Below are 23,293 nucleotides of genomic sequence, written 5' to 3' on the forward strand. Positions count from 1 at the left end.
TGATCTGCGGCTCAATTATGAACGACTCGCGCCCCGCCCGGCCGATCTGCACCCACGCCACGCGGGGTGCAGGCAAGGGCTGCCCCAAAGCCGGGACGCCTAGCCGCAGGCTGCCTTCGCGCGCTTCGCGAGCACCGCACGCGCCACGCGCGAGGCGGGCTCACGGCCGAGTTGGGCGCTGACCCACGCCGCGGTATCCACCAAGGCTTCAATGTCGATGCCAGTGGCGATGCCGAGGCCGTCCAGCATCCAGACCACGTCTTCGGTCGCTGCGTTCCCCGAGGCGCCCGCGGCGTAGGGGCAACCGCCCAGACCACCGACCGAGGCGTCGAACACCGCCACGCCCAGTTCCAGCGACGCATACACGTTGGCCACCGCCATGCCGTAAGTGTCGTGGTAGTGGCCGGCGAGCCTGTCCACCGGCACGCGCCTGGCCACCGCCTCGAGCATGCGCTGGATGCTCGCCGGGGTGCCGACGCCGATGGTGTCGCCCAATGACACCTCGTAGCAGCCCATGTCCGTCAGCGTCGCCGCCACCTCCGCCACTGCCTGCGGCGCCACCGCGCCCTCGTAGGGGCAGCCGACCACGCAGGAGACATAGCCGCGCACCTTCACGCCCGCCGCCTGCGCCGCCTCGGTGACGGGGCGGAAGCGCTCGAGCGACTCGGCGATGGAGCAGTTGATGTTCTTCTGGCTGAAGGACTCGGAGGCGGCGCCGAACACCGCGACCTCCCGCGCACCGGCCGCCAGCGCGGCCTCGAAACCCTTCAGGTTGGGCGTCAGCACCGGATAGGCGACGCCGGGCGCGGCAGCGGCGAGCACGCGGGTCAGCACCTCGCTGTTGTCGCCCATCTGTGGCACCCACTTTGGCGACACGAAGGAGGTGGTCTCGATCGCCTTCAGCCCGGCGCGCTCGAGGCGGCGCACGAGCTCGACCTTGGTGTTGGTGGAAACGAGCTGCTTCTCGTTCTGCAGGCCGTCGCGCGGTCCCATCTCGACGATGCGGACGGTGGCGGGCAACTTGGATGTGGTCATGGATGCGTCCTCGATGTCAGGCGGTCTGCGCCTCGTCCAGCCCCAGCTCTTCCTTCATCTTCTGGCGGATCTGGAACTTCTGGATCTTGCCGGTCACGGTCATCGGGAAGCTGTCGACAAAGCGGATGTAGCGCGGAATCTTGTAGTGCGCGATCTGCCCCTGGCAATAGGCACGCACCTCGTCTTCAGACAGGCGCTCGCCCTCGCGCACGATGATCCAGGCGCACAGCTCCTCGCCGAACTTCTGGTCGGGGATGCCCACCACCTGGACGTCGAGCACCTTGGGATGGGCGTAGAGGAACTCCTCGATCTCGCGCGGATAGATGTTCTCGCCACCGCGGATCACCATGTCCTTGATGCGGCCGACGATGTTGCAGTAGCCCTCGTCGTCGATCACCGCGAGGTCGCCCGTATGCATCCAGCCGCCGGCGTCGATCGCCTCCCGGGTCTTGGCTTCGTCGTTCCAGTAGCCGAGCATCACCGAGTAGCCGCGGGTACACAGCTCGCCCGCCTGGCCGCGGGGCACGATGCGGCCCTCGTTGTCGACGATCTTCACTTCCAGATGCGGCTGGACGCGGCCGACCGTCGACACACGGCGATCGATGGGGTCGTCGGTGCCGCTCTGGAAGCTCACCGGCGAGGTCTCGGTCATGCCGTAGGCGATGGTCACCTCGGCCATGTTCATCTTGCCGATCACCCGCTTCATCACCTCGATCGGGCACGGGCTGCCGGCCATGATGCCGGTTCGCAGGCTGGAGAGGTCGAACTCGGCGAAGCGTGGATGGTCGAGCGCGGCGATGAACATCGTCGGCACGCCGTAGAGGCCGGTGCATTTCTCCTGCGCCACCGTCTCCAGCACTGCCAGCGGCTCGAAGGCCTCGGCCGGGTAGACCATGGTGGCGCCGTGGGTCACGCAGCCGAGGTTGCCCATCACCATGCCGAAGCAGTGGTACAGCGGCACCGGGATGCACAGGCGGTCGCCCGGCACCAGCTTGATCGCCTCGCCAACGAAGAAGCCGTTGTTGAGGATGTTGTGGTGCGACAGGGTCGCGCCCTTGGGGTGGCCGGTGGTGCCGGAAGTGAACTGGATGTTGATCGGGTCGTCGAACTGCAGCTTCTCCGACAGCAGGCCGAGCGCGGTCAGCTCTTCCCGCGTCGGCACGCGCAGCAAGTCGTCGAAGTTGAGCATGCCGGGCGACTTGTCCGCACCCATGCGGATCACCATCTCCAGGCTGGGCAGGCGGTGGCTGCGCAGCAGGCCGGGTTCGCAATGGCCGAGCTCGGGCGCGAGGTCGGCCATCATCTCGAGGTAATTGCTGGTCTTGAAGGCCGGCGACAGGATCAGCGCGCGGCAGCCGACCTTGTTGAGCGCGTACTCGAGCTCGGAACGACGGTAGGCGGGGTTGATGTTCACCAGCACGAGGCCCGCCTTGGCGGTGGCGAACTGGGTCAGCGCCCACTCCATGGTGTTCTGCGACCAGATGCCGATGCGCTCACCCGGTTCGAGACCGAGGCGCATCAAGCCGCAGGCGAGGGCGTCAACCTTGCTCTTCAACTGCGCGTAGGTCAGGCGCACGTTCTGGTGGCGCACCACCAGCGCCTCGCGCTCGGCATGGCGGGCGCAGGCCTCGTCGAAGAAGCGGCCGATGGTCTGGCCGATCAGCTGTTTCTCGGATGCGCCGTGGACGTAGCTCTGCGTACTGCTCATCGGTGTGTGTCTCCTCTCCATGCCGGGCGCGCCGGCTCTTGCGGCCGGATCGCGCCCTCGGGTTCAAGCCCCTTTCCGCTTGCTCGGTCGTGACTTTCAGGCTGCTCAGGTAGCGGCTTCGAACTCCACCAGCTCTGCGCCGTCGCCCACCTGGTCGCCGACGCCGAAGCGGAAGGCCTTGACCGTGCCGGCGGACGGCGCGGTGATGGTGTGTTCCATCTTCATCGCCTCCAGGATCAGCAGTGGCACGCCCTTCTCCACCTTGGTGCCCTCGGCGGCGACCAGAGCGATGACCTTGCCCGGCATCGGCGCCAGCAGGCCGCCCTCGGCGCCACCGCCCTCACCGCCGTGATGCAGCGGGTCGACCGCGGCGAGTTGCCAGGCGCGGCCCTTGGCGAAGACATGGCGGCGGCCAGCGGCGGCGATCACGGTGGCGTCCATGCGGGTGCCGTCGAGCTCGACGCGCAGCAGGCCGCGCGCGTTCAGTTCGCCGCGCGCCTCGACGCCGCGGCCGTCTACCGTCAGCCGCCAGGCACCGGGCAGGTAGGCGACTTCGACCGCGCGGTCGGTCTCGCCATGGCGGAACAGCAGGGTGCGACGCGCGGTGGCGTTCATGCGCCAGCCATCGCGCGCATGCCAGGGCGAGCGCGCATCGGCCGTGCGCTGGGCGCGCTTGTCGGCCAGGGCCGCCTCGCGCAGCAGCTCGGCGAGCGCGGCAATCTGCAGCACCTCGTCCGGCACGCCTTCCTCGGCGGGGAAAAGGTAAGCCTTCTCGCGTTCGATGAGGCCGGTGTCAAGGTCGGCACCGGAGAATGCCGGGCAGGCGGTCAGGCGCGACAGGAACTCGATGTTGTTGGCGACACCCACCACGCGGTAGTCGGCCAGCGCCTGCAGCATGCGGGCGAGCGCGCGGTCGCGGTTGATGTCCCACACGATCAGCTTGGCGATCATCGGGTCGTAGTGCGGGCTGATCTCGTCACCTTCCTCGACGCCGGTATCGACGCGCACGTGCAGCGATTCAGCGGGCGGCGCCAGGTGCACCAGCTTGCCGGTGGAGGGCAGGAAGCCCTTGGCCGGGTCCTCGGCGTAGATGCGGGCTTCGAGCGCATGGCCGCGGATCTGCAGTTGCTCCTGTTCCAGCGGCAGCTTCTCGCCCGAGGCCACGCGCAACTGCCACTCGACCAGGTCCAGTCCGGTGATCATCTCGGTCACCGGGTGCTCGACCTGCAGGCGGGTGTTCATCTCCATGAAGTAGAAGGAACCGTCCTGCGTGAAGCTCTCACTCGCGATGAACTCGACCGTGCCGGCACCGACGTAACCCACCGCCTTGGCCGCATCGACCGCGGCCTTGCCCATCGCCGCGCGGCGCTCGGGCGTCATGCCGGGCGCGGGCGCCTCTTCCAGCACCTTCTGGTGGCGGCGCTGCACCGAGCAGTCGCGCTCGAACAGGTACACCACGTTGCCGTGGGTATCACCGAAGACCTGGATCTCGATGTGGCGCGGCTTGGTGATGTACTTCTCGACCAGCACGTGGTCGTCGCCGAAGCTGGAGATGGCCTCGCGCTTGCAGGACGCGAGCAGGTCGATGAAATCCTCGGACTTCTCCACCAGGCGCATGCCCTTGCCGCCGCCGCCGGCCGCGGCCTTGATCAGCACCGGGTAGCCGATGGCGTCGGCCTGCTGGTGCAGGTAGGCGGGTTCCTGGTCGTCGCCGTGGTAGCCGGGGGTCAGCGGCACGCCGGCCGCTTCCATCAGCTTCTTGGCCTCGGACTTCGAGCCCATGGCGCGGATCGCCGACACCGGCGGGCCGATGAAGACGATGCCCTCGCGCTCGCAGGCGTGGCAGAAGTCCTCGTTCTCGGACAGGAAGCCATAGCCCGGGTGGATGGCCTGGGCGCCGGTGGCCTTGGCCGCAGCGATGATCTTGTCGATCACCAGGTAGGACTCGCGCGCCGCCGCCGGGCCGATCAGCACCGCCTCGTCGGCCAGGCGCACGTGGCGGGCGTTGGCGTCGGCCTCGGAATACACCGCGACGGTCTTGATGCCCATGCGGCGGGCGGTCTTGATCACCCTGCAGGCAATCTCTCCACGGTTTGCGATCAGGATCTTGTCGAACATGTCGTCTCCAGCTTCTTGTCGGAATTCAGAAAGTTGTCCCTGCGGTCCCTGCAGGCTTCACGGCGCGGGCAGTTCGGGGTGCGCCGGCCGCAAGCGCGGGCGGAACACCCGCCGCAGGAAGCGCCACAGCACCACGATCAGCGCCACCGCCAGCACCACGAACACCACCAGCGCCACCAGGAACCACAGCGGCTCCTGCAGCAGCAGCCACAACCCGCCGGCGAACATCGCGTCCTCGCCGAGCGAGGTGGTGACGTTGCTCACCGGCTCGGGCGAGGTGTTGATCGCCGCCCGCGCCCCCGCCTTTGCGAAGTGCGCGCCCGCCGCCAGCGTGCCGCCGGCCAGCGCCGCCGCCAGCTGCACCGCGCCCGCCTGGTCGCCCATCACCGCGGCCGCCAGCGCCGCGCCGGCCGGGATGCGGATGAAGGTGTGCACCGCGTCCCACAGCGAATCGAACCAGGGCAGCTTGTCGGCGAAGAACTCGGCCAGCAGCATCACCCCGGACACCCCGAGCAGCAGCGGATGCGTCAGCACCTCCAGCCCGCCCGGCAACTGCACGCCGCCGAAGCGCCCCAAGGCACCGAGCACGAACACCAGCGCGTACAGCCGCAGCCCGCTCGCCCAACCCAGACCCGCCGCCAGCGCGGCGAGCGAGGCCATGTCGAGCGGCACACCGCTCCAGTCGAGCAGCGCGGTGAGCTCGGTCGGCCAGCTGCTGAAGGCGTAGGCGTCCATGGCGGTCTCCGCGGATGTTCGTCAGGCTCGGCAGGCCGCGCAGTTCGTGCGCTTGCCGGCCACAGCCCGTCCCCAGCTCAACCCTGCGCGATCCACACCGCGGGGCGCTTGTCGAGGAAGGCGGCCAGGCCCTCCTTGGCCTCGGGCGTCACGCGCAAGCTGGCGATGCGGCGCGCGGTGTCTTCCACCACTGCGTCGCTCACCGGCCGGTTGGCCACCGCGCGAATCAGGTCCTTGGCGGCAGCCTGCGACTTCGGGCCGCCCTGCAGCAGGGCCTCGACCACTTCGCTCACCTTGGCGTCCAGTTCCTCGGTCGCCACCGCTTCGTGCGCCAGCCCCAGCGTCGCCGCGCGCGTGGCATTGATGCGCTCCGCGGTCTGGAAGTAGCGATAGGCCTGGCGCTCGCCGATGGCGCGGATCACATAGGGGCTGATCGCCGACGGGATGATCCCGAACTTGACCTCGGAGGTCGCAAACACCGCCCTGTCCCCCGCGATGCAGATGTCGCAGGCGCTCGCCAGCCCCATGCCGCCACCCAGCGCCGCGCCGTGCACGCGCGCGATGGTCGGCTTGTTCATCTCGGCCAGCGTACGCAGCATGCCGGCGAGCTTCATCGCGTCGGCGAAGTTCTCTGCCTCGCTCGCCTCGCCGGCGGCCTTCATCCAGTTGAGGTCGGCGCCGGCCGAGAAGCTCTTGCCCCGCCCGGCCAGCACCACCGCGCGCACCGAGTCGTCGGCATCGAGTTCGATACAGGCGGTGGTGAGGTCGGCGATCAGTTGCGCGTTGAAGGCGTTGTGCACGTCCGGACGGTTCATCCAGATCGTCGCCACGCCGGCTTCGCGTTGAATTTCAAGCGTTTCGTACATCGTGTCTCCTCGCCTCAAGGGGCGTTTCAGTCCTTTCCGGCTTCGAACCAGTTCTCCAGTCTCAGCCCGTCGAAGCATTCGAAGTCGCGCGTATTGCGCGTGACCAAGGTCAGGTTCCGGGTGGCAGCGATGGCGGCGATCTGGCTATCCGGGTAGGGCTGCGGCCGCCCAAGCCCAAGGAGGCGGGCACGCTCTCTCGCGTGCCAGGTGGCTGCAGTTTCGTCGTACGGCAATATCTGCATGCTGGAGCCGATGACAATGTCACGATAAGCCCGTACCAGCATCTCCCCCCGCCCGACACTCGGGGCGCGCAAGGCGCCACACAGCAACTCGTGCCAAACGACCGACGCAATCGCGCAGTCGTTTCCATCACGCGAAAAGCGACGCACAACCCCGGGATCAACCCGCGGCTTGAGCAATTCGGACAGCACATTGGTATCCAGCAGAAACGACACCCCCATCACGCACGCTCTTGTTTCACATCGGGCCCTTCTGCGTCGTCTGCAACGCCCCCGGCCCAGTCATATTCGGGTCCGCTGAAATCGCAGCGAGGCTCGTAGATCGTCCTGTCGCGCCAGCTGTCGATCTCTTCGTCCGTCCAGTCAGGAAACGCATCCTCGGCAGCGAGCTTCGCTCTCACCTCCTGCACGACATCCCAGAACGACGGGCGCGCGGTCGTCGCGACACGCATGCGCTCGTATTCCTGGACCGCAAGCACCACCGCCACCGGCTTGCCGCGGCGCGTGATCGTGACCGGCTGGCCCGCTTCGGCCTGATGAATCAGCGCAGGCAACTGGTTCTTCGCATCGGCAATCGAGATCATCTGCGCCTCCTTAAATGGCTATCTACATGGCCATTCTAGACCTCGCCTCGCTGCATTACATCCGGAACACGCCGAACTTCGTCGGCTGGATCGGTGCATTGAGTGCGGCCGAAAGCGACAGCCCCAGGATGCGGCGCGACTGCGCCGGATCGACCACGCCGTCGTCCCACATGCGTGCGGTGGCGTAGTAGGGGTGGCCCTGGAACTCGTACTGGTCGCGAATCGGCGCCTTGAAGGCCTCTTCCTCTTCCTTGCTCCAGGCGCCGCCCTTGGCCTCGATGCCGTCGCGGCGCACGGTGGACAGCACGCTCGCAGCCTGCTCGCCGCCCATCACGCTGATGCGCGAATTCGGCCACATCCACAGGAAGCGCGGGCTGTAGGCGCGGCCGCACATGCCGTAGTTGCCGGCGCCGAAGGAGCCGCCGATCAGCATGGTGATCTTGGGCACCTGCACGGTGGCCACGGCGGTCACCATCTTGGCGCCGTCCTTGGCGATGCCGCCATTCTCGTACTTGCGACCGACCATGAAGCCGGTGATGTTCTGCAGGAACAGCAGGGGGATGCCGCGCTGGCCGCACAGTTCGATGAAGTGCGCGCCCTTCTGCGCCGACTCGCCGAACAGGATGCCGTTGTTGGCGACGATGCCCACCGGGTAGCCGTGGAGCTGGGCGAAGCCGCACACCAGCGTCGTGCCGTAGCGCGCCTTGAACTCGTCGAAGCGCGAGCCATCGACCACGCGGGCGATGATCTCGCGCACGTCGAAGGGCTTGCGGGTGTCGGAGGGGATGATGCCGTAGATCTCTTCCGGGTCGTACAGCGGCTCCTCGCCCTGGCCCAGCGCGAGGTTGATCGGTTTGGTCCGGTTGAGGTTGGAGACGATGCGGCGCGCGATGTAGAGCGCGTGGGCGTCGTTCTCGGCCAGATGGTCGGCCACGCCGGAGAGGCGGGTGTGGACATCGCCGCCGCCGAGATCCTCGGCGCTCACCACCTCACCGGTCGCCGCCTTCACCAGCGGCGGACCACCGAGGAAGATCGTGCCCTGGTTCTTGACGATGACGGTCTCGTCCGACATCGCCGGCACGTAGGCGCCACCCGCCGTACACGAGCCCATCACCACCGCAATCTGCGGGATGCCCTTGGCCGACATGTTGGCCTGGTTGAAGAAGATGCGGCCGAAGTGGTCGCGGTCGGGGAAGACTTCGTCCTGCCTGGGCAGGAAGGCGCCACCCGAGTCGACCAGGTAGATGCAGGGCAGGTTGTTCTGCTCGGCGATCTCCTGCGCGCGCAGGTGCTTCTTGACCGTCATCGGGTAATAGGTGCCGCCCTTCACCGTGGCGTCGTTGGCCACGATCATGCATTCGACGCCCTGCACGCGGCCGATGCCGGTGATGACGCCGGCGCTCGGCGCCTCGTCGTCGTACATGCCGTAGGCCGCCATCTGGCCGACCTCGAGGAAGGGCGTACCCGGGTCGAGCAGGTGGCCGACGCGGTCACGCGGCAGCAGCTTACCGCGCGCCGTGTGCTTGGCGCGCGCCGACTCCCCGCCGCCGAGGCTGACCTGCGCCGCCTTGGCGCGCAGGTCCTCGACCTGGGCGCGCAGGCTGGCGGCGTTAGCCTGGAAGTCTTCGCTGCGGGTGTTGATGCTGGACTTGATCACGCTCATCGCAGACGCTCCGCTCAGCGGGTTTCGGAAAACAGTTCGCGGCCGATCAGCATGCGGCGGATCTCGCTGGTGCCGGCGCCGATCTCGTACAGCTTGGCGTCGCGCCACAGGCGGCCCACCGAATACTCGTTGGTATAGCCCACGCCGCCCAGCGCCTGGATCGCCTCGCCCGCCATCCAGGTAGCCTTCTCGGCGGTGTAGAGGATCACGCCGGCGGCGTCCTTGCGCAGCGTGCGCGCGTGGTCGGCTCGGTCGCAGGCCTGACCCACTGCGTAGGCGTAGGCGCGGCAGGCGCTCCAGGTGGAGTACATGTCGGCGATCTTGCCCTGCATGAGCTGGAACTCGCCGATCGGGGTGTCGAACTGCTTGCGCTCGTGCATGTAGGGCACGACCACGTCCATGCACGCGGCCATGATGCCGAGCGGCCCGCCCGACAGCACCGCGCGCTCGTAGTCCAGGCCGCTCATCAGCACCTGCACGCCGCGGCCGATGTTGGCCTCGCCGCCGAGCACGTTCTCCAGCGGCACCTCGACGTCGTCGAAGAACAGCGGATAGGTGTTGGAGCCGCGCATGCCCAGCTTGTCGAGGTGGGTGCCGCAGCTGAAGCCCTTCATGCCCTTCTCGATGATGAAGGCGGTGATGCCCTTGGGGCCGGCATTGACGTCGGTCTTAGCATAGACCACCAGGGTGTCGGCGTCGCCGCCGTTGGTGATCCACATCTTGCTGCCGTTGAGCACGAAATGATCGCCGCTTTTGCCACCAACCCGGTCGGCGCGCAGCTTCATGCTCACGACGTCGGAACCGGCATTGGGCTCGGACATCGCCAGCGCGCCGACGTGGTCACCCGAGATCAGCTTGGGCAGGTACTTCTGCTTCTGCGCCTCGGTGCCGTTGCGGCGGATCTGGTTGATGCACAGGTTGGAGTGCGCGCCGTACGAGAGGCCCACCGAGGCCGAGGCGCGCGAGATTTCTTCCATCGCCACGATGTGGGCGAGGTAGCCCATGTCGGTGCCGCCGTATTCCTCGCTCACCGTCATGCCGTGCACGCCGAGGTCGCCGAGCTTCTTCCACAGGTCGGCGGGGAACTCGTTCACGCGGTCGATCTCGGCTGCGCGCGGGGCGATCTCCGCGGCGCAGAAGGACTGCAGCGTGTCGCGCAGGGCGTCGATGGTCTCGCCGAGGTTGAAGTTCAGGCTGGGCACATTCATGGGGTGTCTCCTTCTCGAGGTTGTCCTGGCGCGATGGGCTCGTAGCGCAAAATCCATTATGGACGGCGCATGCCCGGGGATGGGCGGAGATTAGCGGCACGCAGCGGACGACGAGTGCCATCATGGTTGCAATTCGTGCCACGGCAGCTAGCATTCCGGCACATGAAGATCCTCGCCCCCTCGCCTGCGGAACTCACCCGCGGCCGCGCTGCCACACCGATCGCCTTCATCCGCGCGATCGTCACCGGGTATCGTAACCGGGGCATGGATCCGGCCAGCGCGCTCGCGCAGGCGCAGATCTCAGCCGCCTTGCTGGACGACTCCGCCGCGCGCGTCACCGCCGCGCAGATGGAGCTGCTCTCGGGGGTGGCGATGCAGGCGCTCGATGACGAGGCCCTGGGCTGGTTCTCGCGCCGGCTACCCTGGGGCAGCTACGGCATGCTGTGCCGCGCCTCGCTCACCGCGCCGACGCTGGAAGTAGCCCTCAAGCGCTGGTGCCGGCACCACCGCCTGCTCACAGAAGACATCGTCTTCACACTTACGCAGCGCGGGGGACTCGCCACGATCCGTGTCAGCGAAAACACAGAACTCGGTGAGCTGCGCGAGTTCTGCCTCGTCAGCACGCTGCGCTACCTGCTCGGCTACGCTTGCTGGCTGGTCGACTCGCGCATCGCGCTCACCGAGGCCACCTTCCCCTTCCCGGCCCCGGGCCATGCCGACGCCTACGCCTATCTCTTCGCTGGCCCCGCACGCTTCGCCGCAGAACCCGCATCGATCAGCTTCGACGCACGCTACCTGGCGCTCCCCGTGCGCCGCGACGAGAAGGCGCTGCAGGCCATGCTGCAACGCGCCCTGCCACTGACCGTGCGGCAGTATCGCCGCGACCGCCTGCTGGTGCACAGCGTCGCCCAACTCCTCGCCGCCGCCCCCGCCGCGGCCCACACCGCCGAGGACGTCGCCGCCCAGCTCAATACTTCAGTGCGCACCCTGCACCGGCAGCTGAAGGAAGAAGGCGTGTCCCTGCAGAAGCTGAAGAACGAGGTGCGGCGCGAGCACGCGATCAGGCTGTTGCTGCAGACACGGAAGTCGGTAAAGCAGGTCGCGGCAGCGATCGGCTTCGACAGCGAGAAGAGCTTTGCGCGCGCGTTCCGGGAGTGGACGGGGGTGGCGCCAAGCGTGTACCGGACAGACGCTGGCCCGGCACCCTAGTCCCCGGCGGGGATTGGGTCACCTCGCTGCGCTTCACGAGCACATCGTGCTCCATCACCAACTCCAGCGTCTCCAACACCACGAACGCCCACTTGAAGCCTGCGTTCCAGCCTTGCGCCCCGCCTCGCCGGGGGCGACACTGCCGTGCCAGGCCGGAGACCGGCACGGCCTGGGTCGCACCTTTCTGGATCAACCCGAGACACCACAATGGACCTGCCCGCCCACCAGCTCACCATGACCGTCCTGATGACGCCCGATACCGCAAACTTCTCGGGCAAGGTCCATGGGGGCGCCATCCTCAAGCTGCTCGACCAGGTCGCCTACGCCTGTGCTGCCCGCTATGCCGGCCACTATGTCGTCACACTCAGCGTCGACCAGGTGATGTTCCGCCAGCCCATTCAGGTCGGCGAGCTCGTCACCTTCCTCGCCTCGGTCAACCATACTGGCAACTCCTCGATGGAGGTGGGCATCAAGGTTGTCGCAGAAGACATCCGCGCCAAGGTCGTACGCCATGTGAATAGCTGCTTCTTCACCATGATCGCGGTCGACGATGGAGGCCGGCCAACGAGGGTGCCACCGCTGGAGCCCCGCACGCCGGACGAACGCCGGCGCTTCCGCGAAGCCGAGGTGCGCCGCGCGATGCGGCGCGAGATGGAGCGCAAGTTCGCTGAGGTGCGCGGCGGGGAGTAAATCCGAGGGCGCCTGGCAAAGTTCGGCCAGGCGGTTCGGCTGTGCGTCCTGCGGACGCCTGCGCCCGGCGCGCTGCGGCGCGCGAGCCGCGCACCGCCCCAACCCGAGGCGCCCTACATGCCGAGCGACTTCAGGAGCTCGTCGTGATCCTCGCCCTCTTGGGCGCCGTGAACCTTGCCACCGGCTGCACCGTTCGAGTTCTGCTCGAGCAAAGCATCCGGGTCGAGCACCTCATTGGCGTCGAAATCATTGAGCTTGATGAACTCGGTGCGATCGACAGCAAGCTCGAGGTAGAAGATGTTGTGTTCGCCGGTGTAGAAGGTCACTCGCCGCGCCTCAGGGTTGTCGAGCTTGGTGTCGACGCTGAGGATCACCTGCTTGTTGAGGACCAGCATCTTGGGCTGATTCTGCGTGATGTGCGTCTGTAACTCACGACCGACCTTCCCGGTGAAATCGCCGACGATCTGGTTCATCAGTTCGCCCATGACGTTGCTGACTTCATCGGCCGTGTGCGACGCAGCGAGATCACTTTTCGACATCCCCATGCTGAGCAGGTACTTCTGATACAGCTCCATCGCAGCCTGGGCAGAGAAGTTGATGACCACCAGACCGGAGAATCCGCCATCGAACAGCACGAAGCAGCCGATGTCGGGCTTCAGGCAGGTCTTGGAGATGCGCTGGACCATTCCCGAGTAGCGGATTTCGCTCTGCGTCGCGACTGTCAGTACCTTGGCGACCGAGTCGCACAAGCTTTTCAGGAGGTCTTCGGTGCCGAAGACGACGGCGTAGTCTCGAGAGCTACTCATGAGGGGCGTCCTTGTACGCGGTGAGGAGTGGTGCCCTCTCTATAACACACTGCGGCGCCGGTGCGGGCCCGCACCATGCGGCCACCCTGCCTGAAAACAAGGGGCAGCCGCAGGAGCAAGACCCACACAACGCCATGGCTACGGAGCCGGTCAGCCCGCCAGCGCGCGCCCGATCACCAGCTTCTGGATGTCGCTCGCGCCTTCGTAGATCTGGCACACGCGCACGTCACGGTAGATACGCTCGACCGGGAAGTCGGTGACGTAGCCATAGCCGCCGTGCACCTGGATGGCATCCGAGCACACGCGCTCGGCCATCTCGGAGGCAAACAGCTTGGCCATCGAGGCTTCCTTGAGGCACGGCCGGCCGGCGTCCTTCAGGCTGGCGGCGTGCCACACGAGCTGGCGCGCGGCTTCGAGCTGGGTCGCCATGTCGGCGAGGCGGAAGTTCACCGCCTGATGCTCGAAGATCGGCTTGCCGAAGCTCTCGCGCTCCTGCGCATACTTCACCGCCGCTTCCAGCGCGGCGCGGGCCATGCCCAGGCACTGGGCAGCGATGCCAATGCGGCCGGCCTCGAGGTTCGACAGCGCGATCCTGTAGCCCTCGCCTTCCGCACCGATCACCGAGTCAGCCGGGATGCGGCAGTTCTCGAACAGGATCTGGGTGGTGTCGGAAGCCTTCTGGCCCATCTTCTCCTCGATGCGGCCAACCTGATAACCCGGCGCGTTCGCCGGCACCAGGAAGCAGGTGATCCCCTTCTTGCCGGCGGCCTTGTCGGTGACCGCGAACACGATGGCGACATCGGCGTGCTTGCCGGTGGTGATGAACTGCTTGACGCCGTTCAGCACCCACTCGTTACCTTCGCGCACCGCGGAAGTGCGGATGGCCGACGCATCCGAGCCCACGTGCGGCTCGGTGAGGCAGAAGCAGCCGAGCTTCTCGCCACGGGCGAGCGGCTTCAGCCAGGCTTCCTTCTGGGCATCGGTGCCGAAGCGGTTGATGATCCCGCAGGGCAGCGAGTTCTGCACGCTGACGATGGTCGACGTGGCACCGTCGCCAGCCGCGATCTCTTCCAGCGTCAGCACCAGGCTCATGTAGTCCATGCCGGCCCCGCCCCAATCCTCCGGCACCACCATGCCGAGCGCACCGAGTTCGGCAAGCTCGTTCAGCGCCTCGCGCGGGAAGGTGTGGTTGCGGTCCCATTCGGCGGCGAAGGGGGCCAGGCGCTCCTGCGCGAAAGCGCGCATCGAGTCGCGGATGAGTTCCTGTTCCTGGGTCAGAATCATGATGAAACCTCTACTGGAACGGACGCACCGTTCCATTGCTCGTCAATATGCGACACGGCCAAGCCGGCCGCGTCGGGGGTTCGTGAAGCCGCCGAGGACTGTCCGAGCCCGCAGGGCGAGTTCCGCAGGCTGCGGAACGAACCCCCGGCGCGGCTGGCGGTTCAAAGCACAGGCAATCAGCCGCCGCAGCCCACCGAGGCCTCGACCTCGATCGCCATCGCGGTGGCCTCGCCGCCACCGATGCACAGGCTGGCGACACCGCGCTTGAGGCCGCGCTTGCGCAGCGCGCCGATCAGCGAGACCAGGATGCGCGCACCCGAGGCGCCGATCGGATGGCCCAGCGCGCAGGCGCCGCCATTGACGTTAACCTTGTCGTGCGGCAGCTTCATCTCGTGCATCGCCGCCATGGTGACGACCGCGAAAGCCTCGTTGATCTCCCACAGATCGACGTCGTCGGTCGACCAGCCGGCCTTCGCCAGCACCTTCTGCATCGCGCCCACCGGGGCCGTCGTAAACCAGGCCGGCTCCTGCGCATGGGTGGCATGGCCAACGATGGTCGCAACCGCCTTCAGGCCCAGCTTGTCGGCGGTCGACTTGCGCATCAGCACCAGCGCCGCGGCGCCGTCCGAAATCGAGCTCGAGTTGGCCGGCGTGACCGTGCCGTCCTTCTTGAACGCGGGCTTCAGGCCCGGGATCTTGTCGATCTGCGCCTTCAGCGGCTGCTCGTCCTTGTCGACGACGACGTCGCCCTTGCGGCCCGACACAGTGACCGGCACCACTTCCCAGGTGAAGTCGCCGTTGTTGATCGCGGCCTGCGCGCGGGTGGTCGAGGCGATGGCGAACTCGTCCTGCGCCTGGCGGCTGAAGCTGAAGTGGCTGGCGCACTCCTCGGCGAAGGTGCCCATCAGGCGGCCCTTGTTCTCCTTGGAATAGCTGTCTTCAAGACCATCGAGGAACATGTGGTCGAACATCTGGCCGTGACCGAGGCGATAGCCGCCGCGCGCCTTGGGCAGCAGGTAGGGCGCGTTGGACATGGATTCCATGCCGCCGGCGACCATCACCTCGTTGCTGCCTGCCAGGATCAGGTCGTGGGCCAGCATGGTGGCCTTCATGCCCGAACCGCACACCTTGTTGATGGTGGTGCAGCCGGCCGACAGCGGGAGGCCGGCGCCGAGCGCGGCCTGGCGGGCGGGCGCCTGGCCCAGACCGGCGGGCAGCACGCAGCCCATGATGACTTCCTCGACCTGCTCGGGCTTGAGGCCGGCACGCTCGACCGCCGACTGGATGGCGATGGCGCCGAGCTGCGGCGTGGTCAGGCTGGACAGTTCGCCCTGGAAACCGCCCAGCGGGGTGCGGGCGACGGAAACGATGACGACGGGATCGGACATGCAGTTCTCCTGTTGAATGCGTAAGAGGTTGGCGCTCAATCACCGAGCGCTTCGAGGGCCGCGGCATAGCGCGGCAAGAGGTCGTCGGGACGGCTGACGTTGAGTCCCAGGTCATGGATACGGCCATCCTTGAGGCCATAGATCCAGCCATGCACGGTCAGCCGCTGACCGCGCTGCCAGGCGTCCTGCACGACCACGGTCTGCGCGACGTTGGCCACCTGCTCAATGACATTGAGTTCGCACAAGCGATCGTGACGACGCTCGGGCGGCAGCGTTTCAACCGCCTGCAGGTGGCGTACATGCACATCCTGCACATGGCGCAGCCACAGGTCGGTCAGCCCGACCCGAGTACGTTCGAGTGCTGCCTTTACACCACCGCAGCCATAGTGGCCAACCACCATGATGTGCTTCACCTTGAGCACATCGACCGCGTACTGAATCACCGCCAATGCGTTAAGGTCGGTGTGCACGACGACGTTGGCGATGTTGCGGTGGACGAACACCTCGCCCGGCAACAGACCGACAATCTGGTTGGCCGGCACGCGCGAGTCGGAACAACCGATCCACAGGTACTCGGGCGCCTGCAGCTGCGCCAGCTTGCCGAAGAAGCCGGGGTCGACCTGCTGCATCTGGCGCGACCACGCCTGGTTGTAGTCGAAGAGATGGAACAGGTTCTCGTTGTTGACCTCGTCCTCCGACCAGTTCTCCAGGTCGAGGGTCAGGAAGATCGTCCCTTCCACCGGAGAGGGGTAGTAGGCAGGCACTTCCTTGAAGCCAAGCTCACGGTACAGCTTCACCGCGATCCGCATCGCAGGGACGGTATCGAGCAGGATGCGGCGGTAACCGAGCAGGTGCGCCGCCTTGATCGCGGCGAGGGCCAACTTGCGCCCGACGCCCAGGCCGCGAAAGGCTGGATCGACGTAGAGCCGCTTCATCTCGCACACGCCTTCGGAGAAGCGGCGGATGCCCACGCAGCCGGCGGGCTTGCCGTCGACCTCGGCGTAGAACAGACGGCCATCTGCCTCGCCGTAGGCACCGGGCAGGTTGGCGACCTCATCGGCAAAGCCCTGATAGCTCAGATCCACACCGAGCCAGGCCGCGTATTGGCGGAAAAACCCGCGCACATGCCCGAGTTCGGCAGTGTCCGCAGCGGTGAGCACGCAAAGACGCGAAGGCATCGCTCACGCCCCCCTGGAACCAGGATTCAGATACGGGCCTGCGCATCTGCAGACAGGGTACGTCATGCGTCACGCTCCTTGCGGCCGTGCATGGCCATGATCGTCTGCTGCATCACGGCGCACAGGGTCCACTTCTCGTCACGCACCGCGAAAACCTCCGCGTGGGTGATGATCAGGGTGCGTCCGGGCTTGATGACCTCACCCCGCGCAACCAGGCGCTGGCCGTCGGCAGGCGCAACCAGGTTGAGCTTGTACTCTACGGTAAGCACGCTGGTGTCGGGCGGGGTCAGCGTGTTGGCCGCATACCCGGCGGCCGAGTCAGCGATCATGCCAACAACCCCGCCATGAATGAAGCCGTGCTGCTGGGTGATCTCCGCACAATGCGGCAGATGGATTTCGGTGTAGCCCGGTTCGACCACCACCAGTTGTGCGCCGATCAGGGTCATCGCGTGCTGAAGGGCGAAGCTCGACCGGACCCGCTCTGCGTAGGCAGGGTCACGTGGCTGGAATGGCTGCATCTCTGCTCGCATCGTTCGTCTCCTTCTTGTATCGGTATTTTCTTTGTTTTAACGTTTACGTCAACGTAAATCACACTTCACACCAATGGAGCCAACCTGACCCGATCAGGCCGTCCCGACCCGATCGATGCAGCGCGCCAGCTCCGCCTTGGCCGCTGCAGCGCCTTCCGCGTTGTCGCCAAGCAGAGCCTGGCACTGGCGCTCGATCATGTCGATCTCCTCCAGGACCGCTTCGATGTCGCGGCGCTGCTGCTCGAGCGACGCACGCCGCTCGGCCAGCACGCGCAGAAATCGTTCGAGTTGCGGCACGGAATCCTGTACGCCACCGTACATGCCCAGCAACTCGCGGATCTCGGCCAGCGAAAGCCCCAGCCGCTTGCCACGCAAGGTAAGCTTCAGTCGGGTACGATCGGCCTTGGTGTAGACGCGGGCACGCCCGGCCCTGGCTGGTGTGAGCAGCCCCTGGTCTTCGTAAAAGCGGATTGCACGAGGCGTAATGCCGAATTCGCGCGCAAGCTCGGTGATCGTGTAGGTTTGTTCGTTGACCATGCTCGGTCGGCGCAACCCGCAGGCCCATGCGGACAATGCGCTGCAGTGCCTTGTTTTGCTAGCCGATTAAGGAAAAATCGATCCGAAGTTAATCAGATTCCAGTCAATTGGGCAATCGAGCTCCACGACCGGACCGCATCGGCTGCGCCCCAGCACGCCCACTGCGCGCACCATCCCCGACATCGACACAGGACACCCCCATGATCGAGAACACCGGCCCCGCACTCGCCTTTCCCTTCGATACCCTGCCTGCCTCGGGTGAAACCATCCCCGTCGCACCGGGCGTACGCTGGCTGCGCATGCGCCTGCCGTTCGCGCTCGACCACATCAACCTCTGGCTGCTGGACGACGGCGATAGCCTCGCTGTGATCGACTGCGGCTATGCCCTCGACGATACCCGTGCAGCATGGGACGCCGTGCTGGCCGCGGACGGACGACCGGTGCGGCGTGTGGTCGTCACCCACCACCACCCCGACCACATCGGCCTGGCGAGCTGGCTGGCCGCGCGCGACGGCGCCCGCATCGAGATGACCCAGGGCGAGTTTCTGGCCGCGCAAGCGATCTGGCATCAACTGCCCGGCTATTGCGTCACGGACATGCTCGCGCAGTTCGCCAGCCATGGCCTCCGGGATGCGCGGCACGACGCGCTGTCCCGCCGCGGCAATGCCTACCGCCATGGCGCACCCGCGCTGCCTGCGAGCTTTCACCGCCTCTTCGCCGACGACAGCCTGCGCATCGGGGCACACGAATGGCGGGTGATCATCGGCCACGGCCACGCACCCGAACATGCGAGCCTGTATTGCGCCGAGCTCGGCGTGCTCATTTCGGGCGACATGCTGCTGCCGCGCATCTCCACCAACGTCAGCGTCTATGCCGCCACCCCGCATGACGATCCACTGGGCTGGTTCCTCAAGTCATTGAGGGAATTGTGCACCTTGCCGGCCGATACGCTCGTGCTACCATCGCACGGCAAACCATTCAAGGGTATCCAGGCCCGGGTGGAGCAGCTGGCCGCACACCATCGCGAACGCTGCGAGCTTCTGCTGGCCGCCTGCGGCACGCCGAAGACTGCAGCGGAATTGCTATCGACGCTGTTTCCCCGCGAACTGGACACCCATCAGGTCATGTTCGCCATGGGGGAGGCCATTGCCCACCTCAACCATCTCGAGACTCAGGGAGCGCTCTCGAGACGGATCGAAGCGGACGGACTGATTCGTTTCACCCCTAACTTCACTCTTAACCGATAACCCCGCCCCGCCAGCAACAGGAGCCCGTACGAGATGGCTGCACCCACCAACGAGACCCCCAAGTGCGACCTGCCCGACCCGCAGGAAGTCGCCAAGACCTACGCTGAAGTCGCCCGCCGCGCCTCGCACCTGATCAACGAACACGTGCACCGCCAGCTCAAGAAGGGCGTCTCGGCACCGGCCGACGAGCTCGGCATCGCGCAGGCGTTCATGGACATGATGGCCAAGCTGCTGGCCAACCCCTACAAGCTCGCCCAGGCACAGATGAACCTGGTCTGGGACTACTTCTCGCTCTGGCAACAATCGATGATGCGCGTGGCCGGCCTCAACGCCACCCCGATCGCCACGCCCGAGAAAACCGACAAGCGCTTCAAGGACGAGGAATGGGAAGAGCACTTCCTGTTCGACTTCATCAAGCAGTCCTACCTCATCGCCGCACGCCACATCCACGACACCGTCAGCGGTGTCGACGGCCTCGACGAACAGACGCAGAAGAAGGTCACCTTCTACACCCGCCAGTACATCGACGCCCTGTCGCCATCCAACTTCGCGATGACCAACCCCGAGGTCTTCCGCGAGACCGTCAAGAGCCACGGCCAGAATCTGCTCAAGGGTCTCAACAACCTGCTGCGCGACGTCGAGGACGGCGGTGGCAACCTGCGCGTCAGGATGACCGACACCACGGCCTTCGAGCTGGGCAAGAATGTCGCCACCACGCCGGGCAAGGTGGTGTTCCAGACCGAGATGATGCAGCTGCTGCAATACACCCCGAGCACCGAAAAGGCGCTCAAGAAGCCGCTGCTGATCGTTCCGCCCTGGATCAACAAGTTCTACATCCTCGACCTGCGCGAAAAGAATTCATACATCAAGTGGGCTGTCGACCAGGGCCACACGGTGTTCGTGATCTCCTGGGTGAACCCGGACGAGCGCCTGGCCGCGAAGAGCTTCGACGCCTACGTCAAGGAAGGCATCATCGCCGCCCTCGACGCGATCGAGCAGCAAACCGGCGAAAAGGAGGTCAATGCCGCGGGCTATTGCCTGGGCGGCACGCTGCTCGCCACATCGCTCGCCTATCTGGCCGCCAAGCGCCAGAAGCGCATCGCCTCGGCCACCTTCTTCACCACCATGACCGACTTCACCGATCCGGGCGAACTCGGCGTGTTCATCGACGAAGGCCAGGTCACCAGCCTCGAGAAGAAGATGTTCGAGCGCGGCTATCTGGAAGGTTCGGAGATGGCCGGCACCTTCAACATGCTGCGGGCCAACGACCTGATCTGGTCCTTCGTGGTGAACAACTACCTGATGGGCAAGGACCCGTTCCCGTTCGATCTGCTGTACTGGAACTCGGACTCCACCCGCATGCCCGCCACCATGCACAGCTTCTACCTGCGCAAGATGTACATGGAAAACCGCCTCATCGAGCCGGGTGGTATCGAGATCGACGGCACCCCGATCGACCTCGGCAAGATCAAGGTGCCGTGTTACTTCATCTCCACGATCGAAGACCACATCGCCCCCTGGAAGAGCACCTACATGGGTGCCCGTCGCTTCGGCGGCCCGACCCGCTTCGTGCTGGGCGGCTCCGGCCACATCGCCGGCATCGTCAACCCGCCCGCCGCGAACAAGTACGGCTACTGGCTCAACCCCACCGCCAAACTGCCGGAAACAGCTGACGCTTGGCTCGAGGGCAGCCAGCAACATCCGGGGTCGTGGTGGACCGACTGGCAGGCCTGGGTCACTGCGCACGACAACGAGCAGGTCGACGCACGCGACCCCGCCAGCGGAAAGCTGAAGGCGCTAGAGGATGCACCGGGAAGCTTCGTCAAGATTCGCATCGACGCCACGGCCGCAAGCTGAGAATCGCAGCACTGAAGCGGGGAGGGGCAACCCTCCCCGTTTTTCCGTTTACCGGTGCGCATTACCCTGCCTCACGCCCCCTGACTACCCCGACCCTCCACGCTCCCGGACGTGACCGCGCCTCCCACCCCTCTGCTCTCGCCTGACGCCCTTGTTGCGGCACCGCCGCCGGGCCTTGTGCTCGACACCAATGCCGTGCTCGCCCTATGGATGTTCCGCGACCCGGCGCTCGGCGGGCTGCGCGACTGGATCGAGGCCGCACATTGCCGTTTGTTCAGCCGTGAAGATGCGCTGGAGGAGTTGCGGCGCGTGCTCGCCTACCGCCAGTTCGCTCAGGGCGAAGCAGCACAGGCAAGCCTCCTCGCCGCATACTGCGCCCGCGTCACGCTCGCCACAGAAACGCGAGACGTCGCCGACGCGATGGCGAGACCTTTGCCGCGCTGCAGCGACGCAGACGACCAGAAGTTCCTCGAAATCGCCTGGGCAAGCCAGGCCAAACACCTGCTGACACGCGACAAGGCGCTGCTCCGCCTGCGTCGCCACGTGGCCATCCGACCGTACTTCGCTGTCGAAACGCCGGAACGCTTCCAGCAGACGGTCACCGCCGCAGCAGGCGCCTGAACCTGCCCCGGCGCCGAGGTAGGCGCCCTGAATGCAGGCGCCCCTGTCGCAAGCGCCCGGTCGCAATCACCCTTATCGCTGGCAGGCAGACTACGCTCGGGCGCCCACCGCAAGGCTGCGGCGCAGTGCGCAGAGCCAGCGCACCCCCCGGGCCGCGCGGCTGCCGTACCAGGACACCATCTCGCCGTCCACCAGCGCCGCCGGCCGCCCGGCCAGACCCGCCACCTCGCCGATATGTGCGTCACGGAAACGGTAGGGCTCGGTGGACAGCAGCACGCGCTCGACCCCAAGCAGCCACGGCGCGTCCCAGGTGAAGGCCGGGTAGCGCGCGGCACCCGTCTCCCCACCCGCCACTTCCGGCAGCGTATGCCAGCCGACCGCGGCAAGGGTCGCGGCGATGTAGGTATCACGCGCGACGGTCATCCACGGCTCACGCCAGATTAGGTACAGCACCGCTTCATCCGGCACCTCCGTGCGCAACGCCGACGCCTCGGCCAGCGCCGCACGCAGATCCTCGCCGAGTTGCAGGGCCGCCCGCTCAGCCCCGAAGACGCCGCCAAGCAGATGGAAGAGCGCCAGATTGTCGAGTGGCGTACCGGGATGGGTAACGATGATGTTCGGCACGAAGGCTGCGAGTTCTTCGACCGTCTCGCGCCGATTCTCGTCCATGTTGACCAGCACATGTGTCGGCGAAAGCGCGCGCACGCGCTCGATCCGGACGTCCTTGGTGCCACCCACCTTGGGGACGGTACGCAGCGCGTCCCGAGGATGCACGCAGAACCCCGTCCGCCCTACCAGTTGATCGCCCAGCCCAAGATCGAACAACAGCTCCGTGAGCGATGGTACCAGCGACACGATGCGCGCTGATGTGCCCGCATACGCATGCTGCGTCCCCGCCGCATCAATCAGCCCGACAAGACTCGTCGGGCACGCCCGAGCCCCGGCACCAGCTGCCGTGGGCCCCATATCGTTGTTTCCGTTCATGCACCGATTCTAGCGCGACACCACCCCCTCTTCGGGAAACCCCGAGTGCCCGCATCGCACGTTTTGTGGGATGCTTCGCCCCAACGAACCCGCGGCGCGTGTATCGCCATGGCCCCGAGCCGATCGCCGGCTCGTCAATTCACTCACAGGAGAGCTTCATGAAGAAACTGACCGCCCTGGCAGCAGCATTTGCACTTGTCGGCACCCTTGGGGCTGCGCCTGCGCACGCCCAGCAGAAGTTCGTCACCATCGGCACCGGTGGCGTGACCGGCGTGTATTACGCCGCCGGCGGCGCGATCTGCCGTCTGATCAACAAGGACCGTGCCCAGCACGGCTTCCGCTGCTCGGTCGAAAGCACCGGCGGTTCGGTATACAACGTCAACACTATCAAGGCAGGCGAGCTCGACTTCGGTGTCTCGCAGTCCGATATCCAGTACAACGCCCTGAACGGCGAAGTCCAGTTCAAGGACAGCGGGGCCTTCGCCGACCTGCGCTCCGTGTTCTCGCTTCATGGCGAGCCGCTGACCGTGCTCGCGCGCAAGGAAGCCAACATCTCCAAGATGGAAGACTTCAAGGGCAAGCGCTTCAACATCGGCAATCCGGGCTCGGGCCAGCGCGCCACACTCGAGGTGCTGCTGCCGGCCATGGGCATGAGCTTCTCCGATTTCTCGCTTGCCTCCGAGCTCAAACCCGACGAGCACGGCGCAGCCCTGTGCGACAACAAGATCGACGGCTTCGCCTACGTCGTCGGCCACCCGGCCGCCAACATCCAGGATCCGACCACCACCTGCGGCGCCAAGCTGGTG

Annotated in this window: 22 protein-coding genes; 6 read left to right on the plus strand and 16 right to left on the minus strand. The window is 66.3% G+C overall.

Features of this window, described 5'->3' with window-relative positions:
• Window positions 1-99: 99 nt before the first annotated feature.
• The 9 genes from ACPT9U_RS12360 to ACPT9U_RS12400 all read right to left on the minus strand — a co-directional run bounded on the left by ACPT9U_RS12360 (window position 100) and on the right by ACPT9U_RS12400 (window position 10,156).
• Entirely contained in the window at window positions 100-1,035 is a 936-nt protein-coding gene (locus tag ACPT9U_RS12360) for a hydroxymethylglutaryl-CoA lyase (RefSeq protein ID WP_435751150.1), read from the minus strand.
• Between the two features lie 16 nt (window positions 1,036-1,051).
• Window positions 1,052-2,743 (minus strand): AMP-binding protein, encoded by a 1,692-nt coding sequence (locus ACPT9U_RS12365; protein WP_435751151.1) that lies wholly within the window; start codon window positions 2,741-2,743, stop codon window positions 1,052-1,054.
• 105 nt (window positions 2,744-2,848) lie between these two features.
• Complete coding sequence (locus ACPT9U_RS12370; RefSeq protein ID WP_435751152.1) at window positions 2,849-4,861, minus strand: acetyl-CoA carboxylase biotin carboxylase subunit; 2,013 nt, start codon at window positions 4,859-4,861, stop codon at window positions 2,849-2,851.
• Window positions 4,862-4,918: 57 nt separating this feature from the next.
• A complete protein-coding gene (locus ACPT9U_RS12375; RefSeq protein WP_320368412.1) occupies window positions 4,919-5,596 on the minus strand; it encodes a DUF4126 domain-containing protein in 678 nt (225 codons plus the stop codon).
• A gap of 77 nt (window positions 5,597-5,673) precedes the next feature.
• Complete coding sequence (locus ACPT9U_RS12380; protein WP_320368411.1) at window positions 5,674-6,462, minus strand: enoyl-CoA hydratase/isomerase family protein; 789 nt, start codon at window positions 6,460-6,462, stop codon at window positions 5,674-5,676.
• Window positions 6,463-6,488: 26 nt separating this feature from the next.
• Window positions 6,489-6,923, minus strand: a complete 435-nt coding sequence (locus ACPT9U_RS12385; RefSeq protein ID WP_435751153.1) for a type II toxin-antitoxin system VapC family toxin — start codon at window positions 6,921-6,923, stop codon at window positions 6,489-6,491.
• Window positions 6,923-7,285 carry a type II toxin-antitoxin system Phd/YefM family antitoxin gene (locus ACPT9U_RS12390; RefSeq protein ID WP_320368409.1) on the minus strand — a complete coding sequence of 121 codons (363 nt, stop codon included), beginning with the start codon at window positions 7,283-7,285 and terminating at the stop codon, window positions 6,923-6,925. The genes ACPT9U_RS12385 and ACPT9U_RS12390 overlap by 1 nt, the downstream gene beginning before the upstream one ends.
• A gap of 55 nt (window positions 7,286-7,340) precedes the next feature.
• Window positions 7,341-8,948 (minus strand): carboxyl transferase domain-containing protein, encoded by a 1,608-nt coding sequence (locus tag ACPT9U_RS12395; RefSeq protein WP_435751154.1) that lies wholly within the window; start codon window positions 8,946-8,948, stop codon window positions 7,341-7,343.
• A gap of 14 nt (window positions 8,949-8,962) precedes the next feature.
• The gene (locus tag ACPT9U_RS12400; protein ID WP_435751155.1) at window positions 8,963-10,156 is read right to left on the minus strand and encodes an isovaleryl-CoA dehydrogenase; all 1,194 of its coding nucleotides are present in this window, start codon (window positions 10,154-10,156) and stop codon (window positions 8,963-8,965) included.
• Window positions 10,157-10,318: 162 nt separating this feature from the next.
• Here ACPT9U_RS12400 and ACPT9U_RS12405 point away from each other — a divergent pair, with 162 nt between their 5' ends.
• Window positions 10,319-11,365 (plus strand): AraC family transcriptional regulator, encoded by a 1,047-nt coding sequence (locus ACPT9U_RS12405; protein ID WP_435751156.1) that lies wholly within the window; start codon window positions 10,319-10,321, stop codon window positions 11,363-11,365.
• A 207-nt stretch (window positions 11,366-11,572) separates the two neighbouring features.
• Window positions 11,573-12,055: an acyl-CoA thioesterase gene (locus ACPT9U_RS12410; RefSeq protein WP_435751157.1), complete on the plus strand. Its 483-nt coding sequence runs from the start codon at window positions 11,573-11,575 to the stop codon at window positions 12,053-12,055.
• 113 nt (window positions 12,056-12,168) lie between these two features.
• On the opposite strand, the gene ACPT9U_RS12415 is transcribed toward ACPT9U_RS12410, so the two are convergent.
• From ACPT9U_RS12415 to ACPT9U_RS12440, 6 genes are all read right to left on the minus strand, one after another.
• Window positions 12,169-12,861 (minus strand): DUF3334 family protein, encoded by a 693-nt coding sequence (locus ACPT9U_RS12415; protein WP_435751158.1) that lies wholly within the window; start codon window positions 12,859-12,861, stop codon window positions 12,169-12,171.
• Between the two features lie 150 nt (window positions 12,862-13,011).
• Complete coding sequence (locus tag ACPT9U_RS12420; RefSeq protein WP_435751159.1) at window positions 13,012-14,145, minus strand: acyl-CoA dehydrogenase; 1,134 nt, start codon at window positions 14,143-14,145, stop codon at window positions 13,012-13,014.
• Window positions 14,146-14,321: 176 nt separating this feature from the next.
• Window positions 14,322-15,533, minus strand: a complete 1,212-nt coding sequence (locus ACPT9U_RS12425; RefSeq protein WP_435751160.1) for an acetyl-CoA C-acetyltransferase — start codon at window positions 15,531-15,533, stop codon at window positions 14,322-14,324.
• 35 nt (window positions 15,534-15,568) lie between these two features.
• Window positions 15,569-16,711, minus strand: coding sequence for a carbonate dehydratase (gene can, locus ACPT9U_RS12430; protein ID WP_435751161.1), 1,143 nt, complete (start codon window positions 16,709-16,711; stop codon window positions 15,569-15,571).
• A gap of 62 nt (window positions 16,712-16,773) precedes the next feature.
• Entirely contained in the window at window positions 16,774-17,241 is a 468-nt protein-coding gene (locus tag ACPT9U_RS12435; RefSeq protein ID WP_435751162.1) for a PaaI family thioesterase, read from the minus strand.
• A 93-nt stretch (window positions 17,242-17,334) separates the two neighbouring features.
• On the minus strand, window positions 17,335-17,778 hold the full coding sequence (locus tag ACPT9U_RS12440) for a MerR family transcriptional regulator (protein WP_418365328.1): 444 nt from the start codon (window positions 17,776-17,778) through the stop codon (window positions 17,335-17,337).
• Between the two features lie 200 nt (window positions 17,779-17,978).
• Here ACPT9U_RS12440 and ACPT9U_RS12445 point away from each other — a divergent pair, with 200 nt between their 5' ends.
• The 3 genes from ACPT9U_RS12445 to ACPT9U_RS12455 all read left to right on the plus strand — a co-directional run bounded on the left by ACPT9U_RS12445 (window position 17,979) and on the right by ACPT9U_RS12455 (window position 21,503).
• Window positions 17,979-19,025, plus strand: coding sequence for an MBL fold metallo-hydrolase (locus ACPT9U_RS12445; protein ID WP_418365327.1), 1,047 nt, complete (start codon window positions 17,979-17,981; stop codon window positions 19,023-19,025).
• 33 nt (window positions 19,026-19,058) lie between these two features.
• A complete protein-coding gene (phaC, locus tag ACPT9U_RS12450; RefSeq protein ID WP_418365326.1) occupies window positions 19,059-20,882 on the plus strand; it encodes a class I poly(R)-hydroxyalkanoic acid synthase in 1,824 nt (607 codons plus the stop codon).
• A gap of 111 nt (window positions 20,883-20,993) precedes the next feature.
• Window positions 20,994-21,503, plus strand: a complete 510-nt coding sequence (locus tag ACPT9U_RS12455) for a putative toxin-antitoxin system toxin component, PIN family (RefSeq protein ID WP_435751163.1) — start codon at window positions 20,994-20,996, stop codon at window positions 21,501-21,503.
• Between the two features lie 90 nt (window positions 21,504-21,593).
• Here ACPT9U_RS12455 and ACPT9U_RS12460 read toward each other — a convergent pair whose 3' ends face one another.
• Window positions 21,594-22,487, minus strand: a complete 894-nt coding sequence (locus ACPT9U_RS12460; RefSeq protein WP_435751164.1) for a helical backbone metal receptor — start codon at window positions 22,485-22,487, stop codon at window positions 21,594-21,596.
• Between the two features lie 158 nt (window positions 22,488-22,645).
• Between ACPT9U_RS12460 and ACPT9U_RS12465 the strand changes: the two genes are divergently transcribed.
• A partial coding sequence (locus ACPT9U_RS12465; protein WP_435751165.1) for a TAXI family TRAP transporter solute-binding subunit occupies window positions 22,646-23,293 on the plus strand: 648 nt, incomplete at its 3' end.

The sequence above is a fragment of the Thauera sp. AutoDN2 genome, assembly GCF_051280715.1.
Taxonomy (GTDB): Bacteria; Pseudomonadota; Gammaproteobacteria; order Burkholderiales; family Rhodocyclaceae; genus Thauera.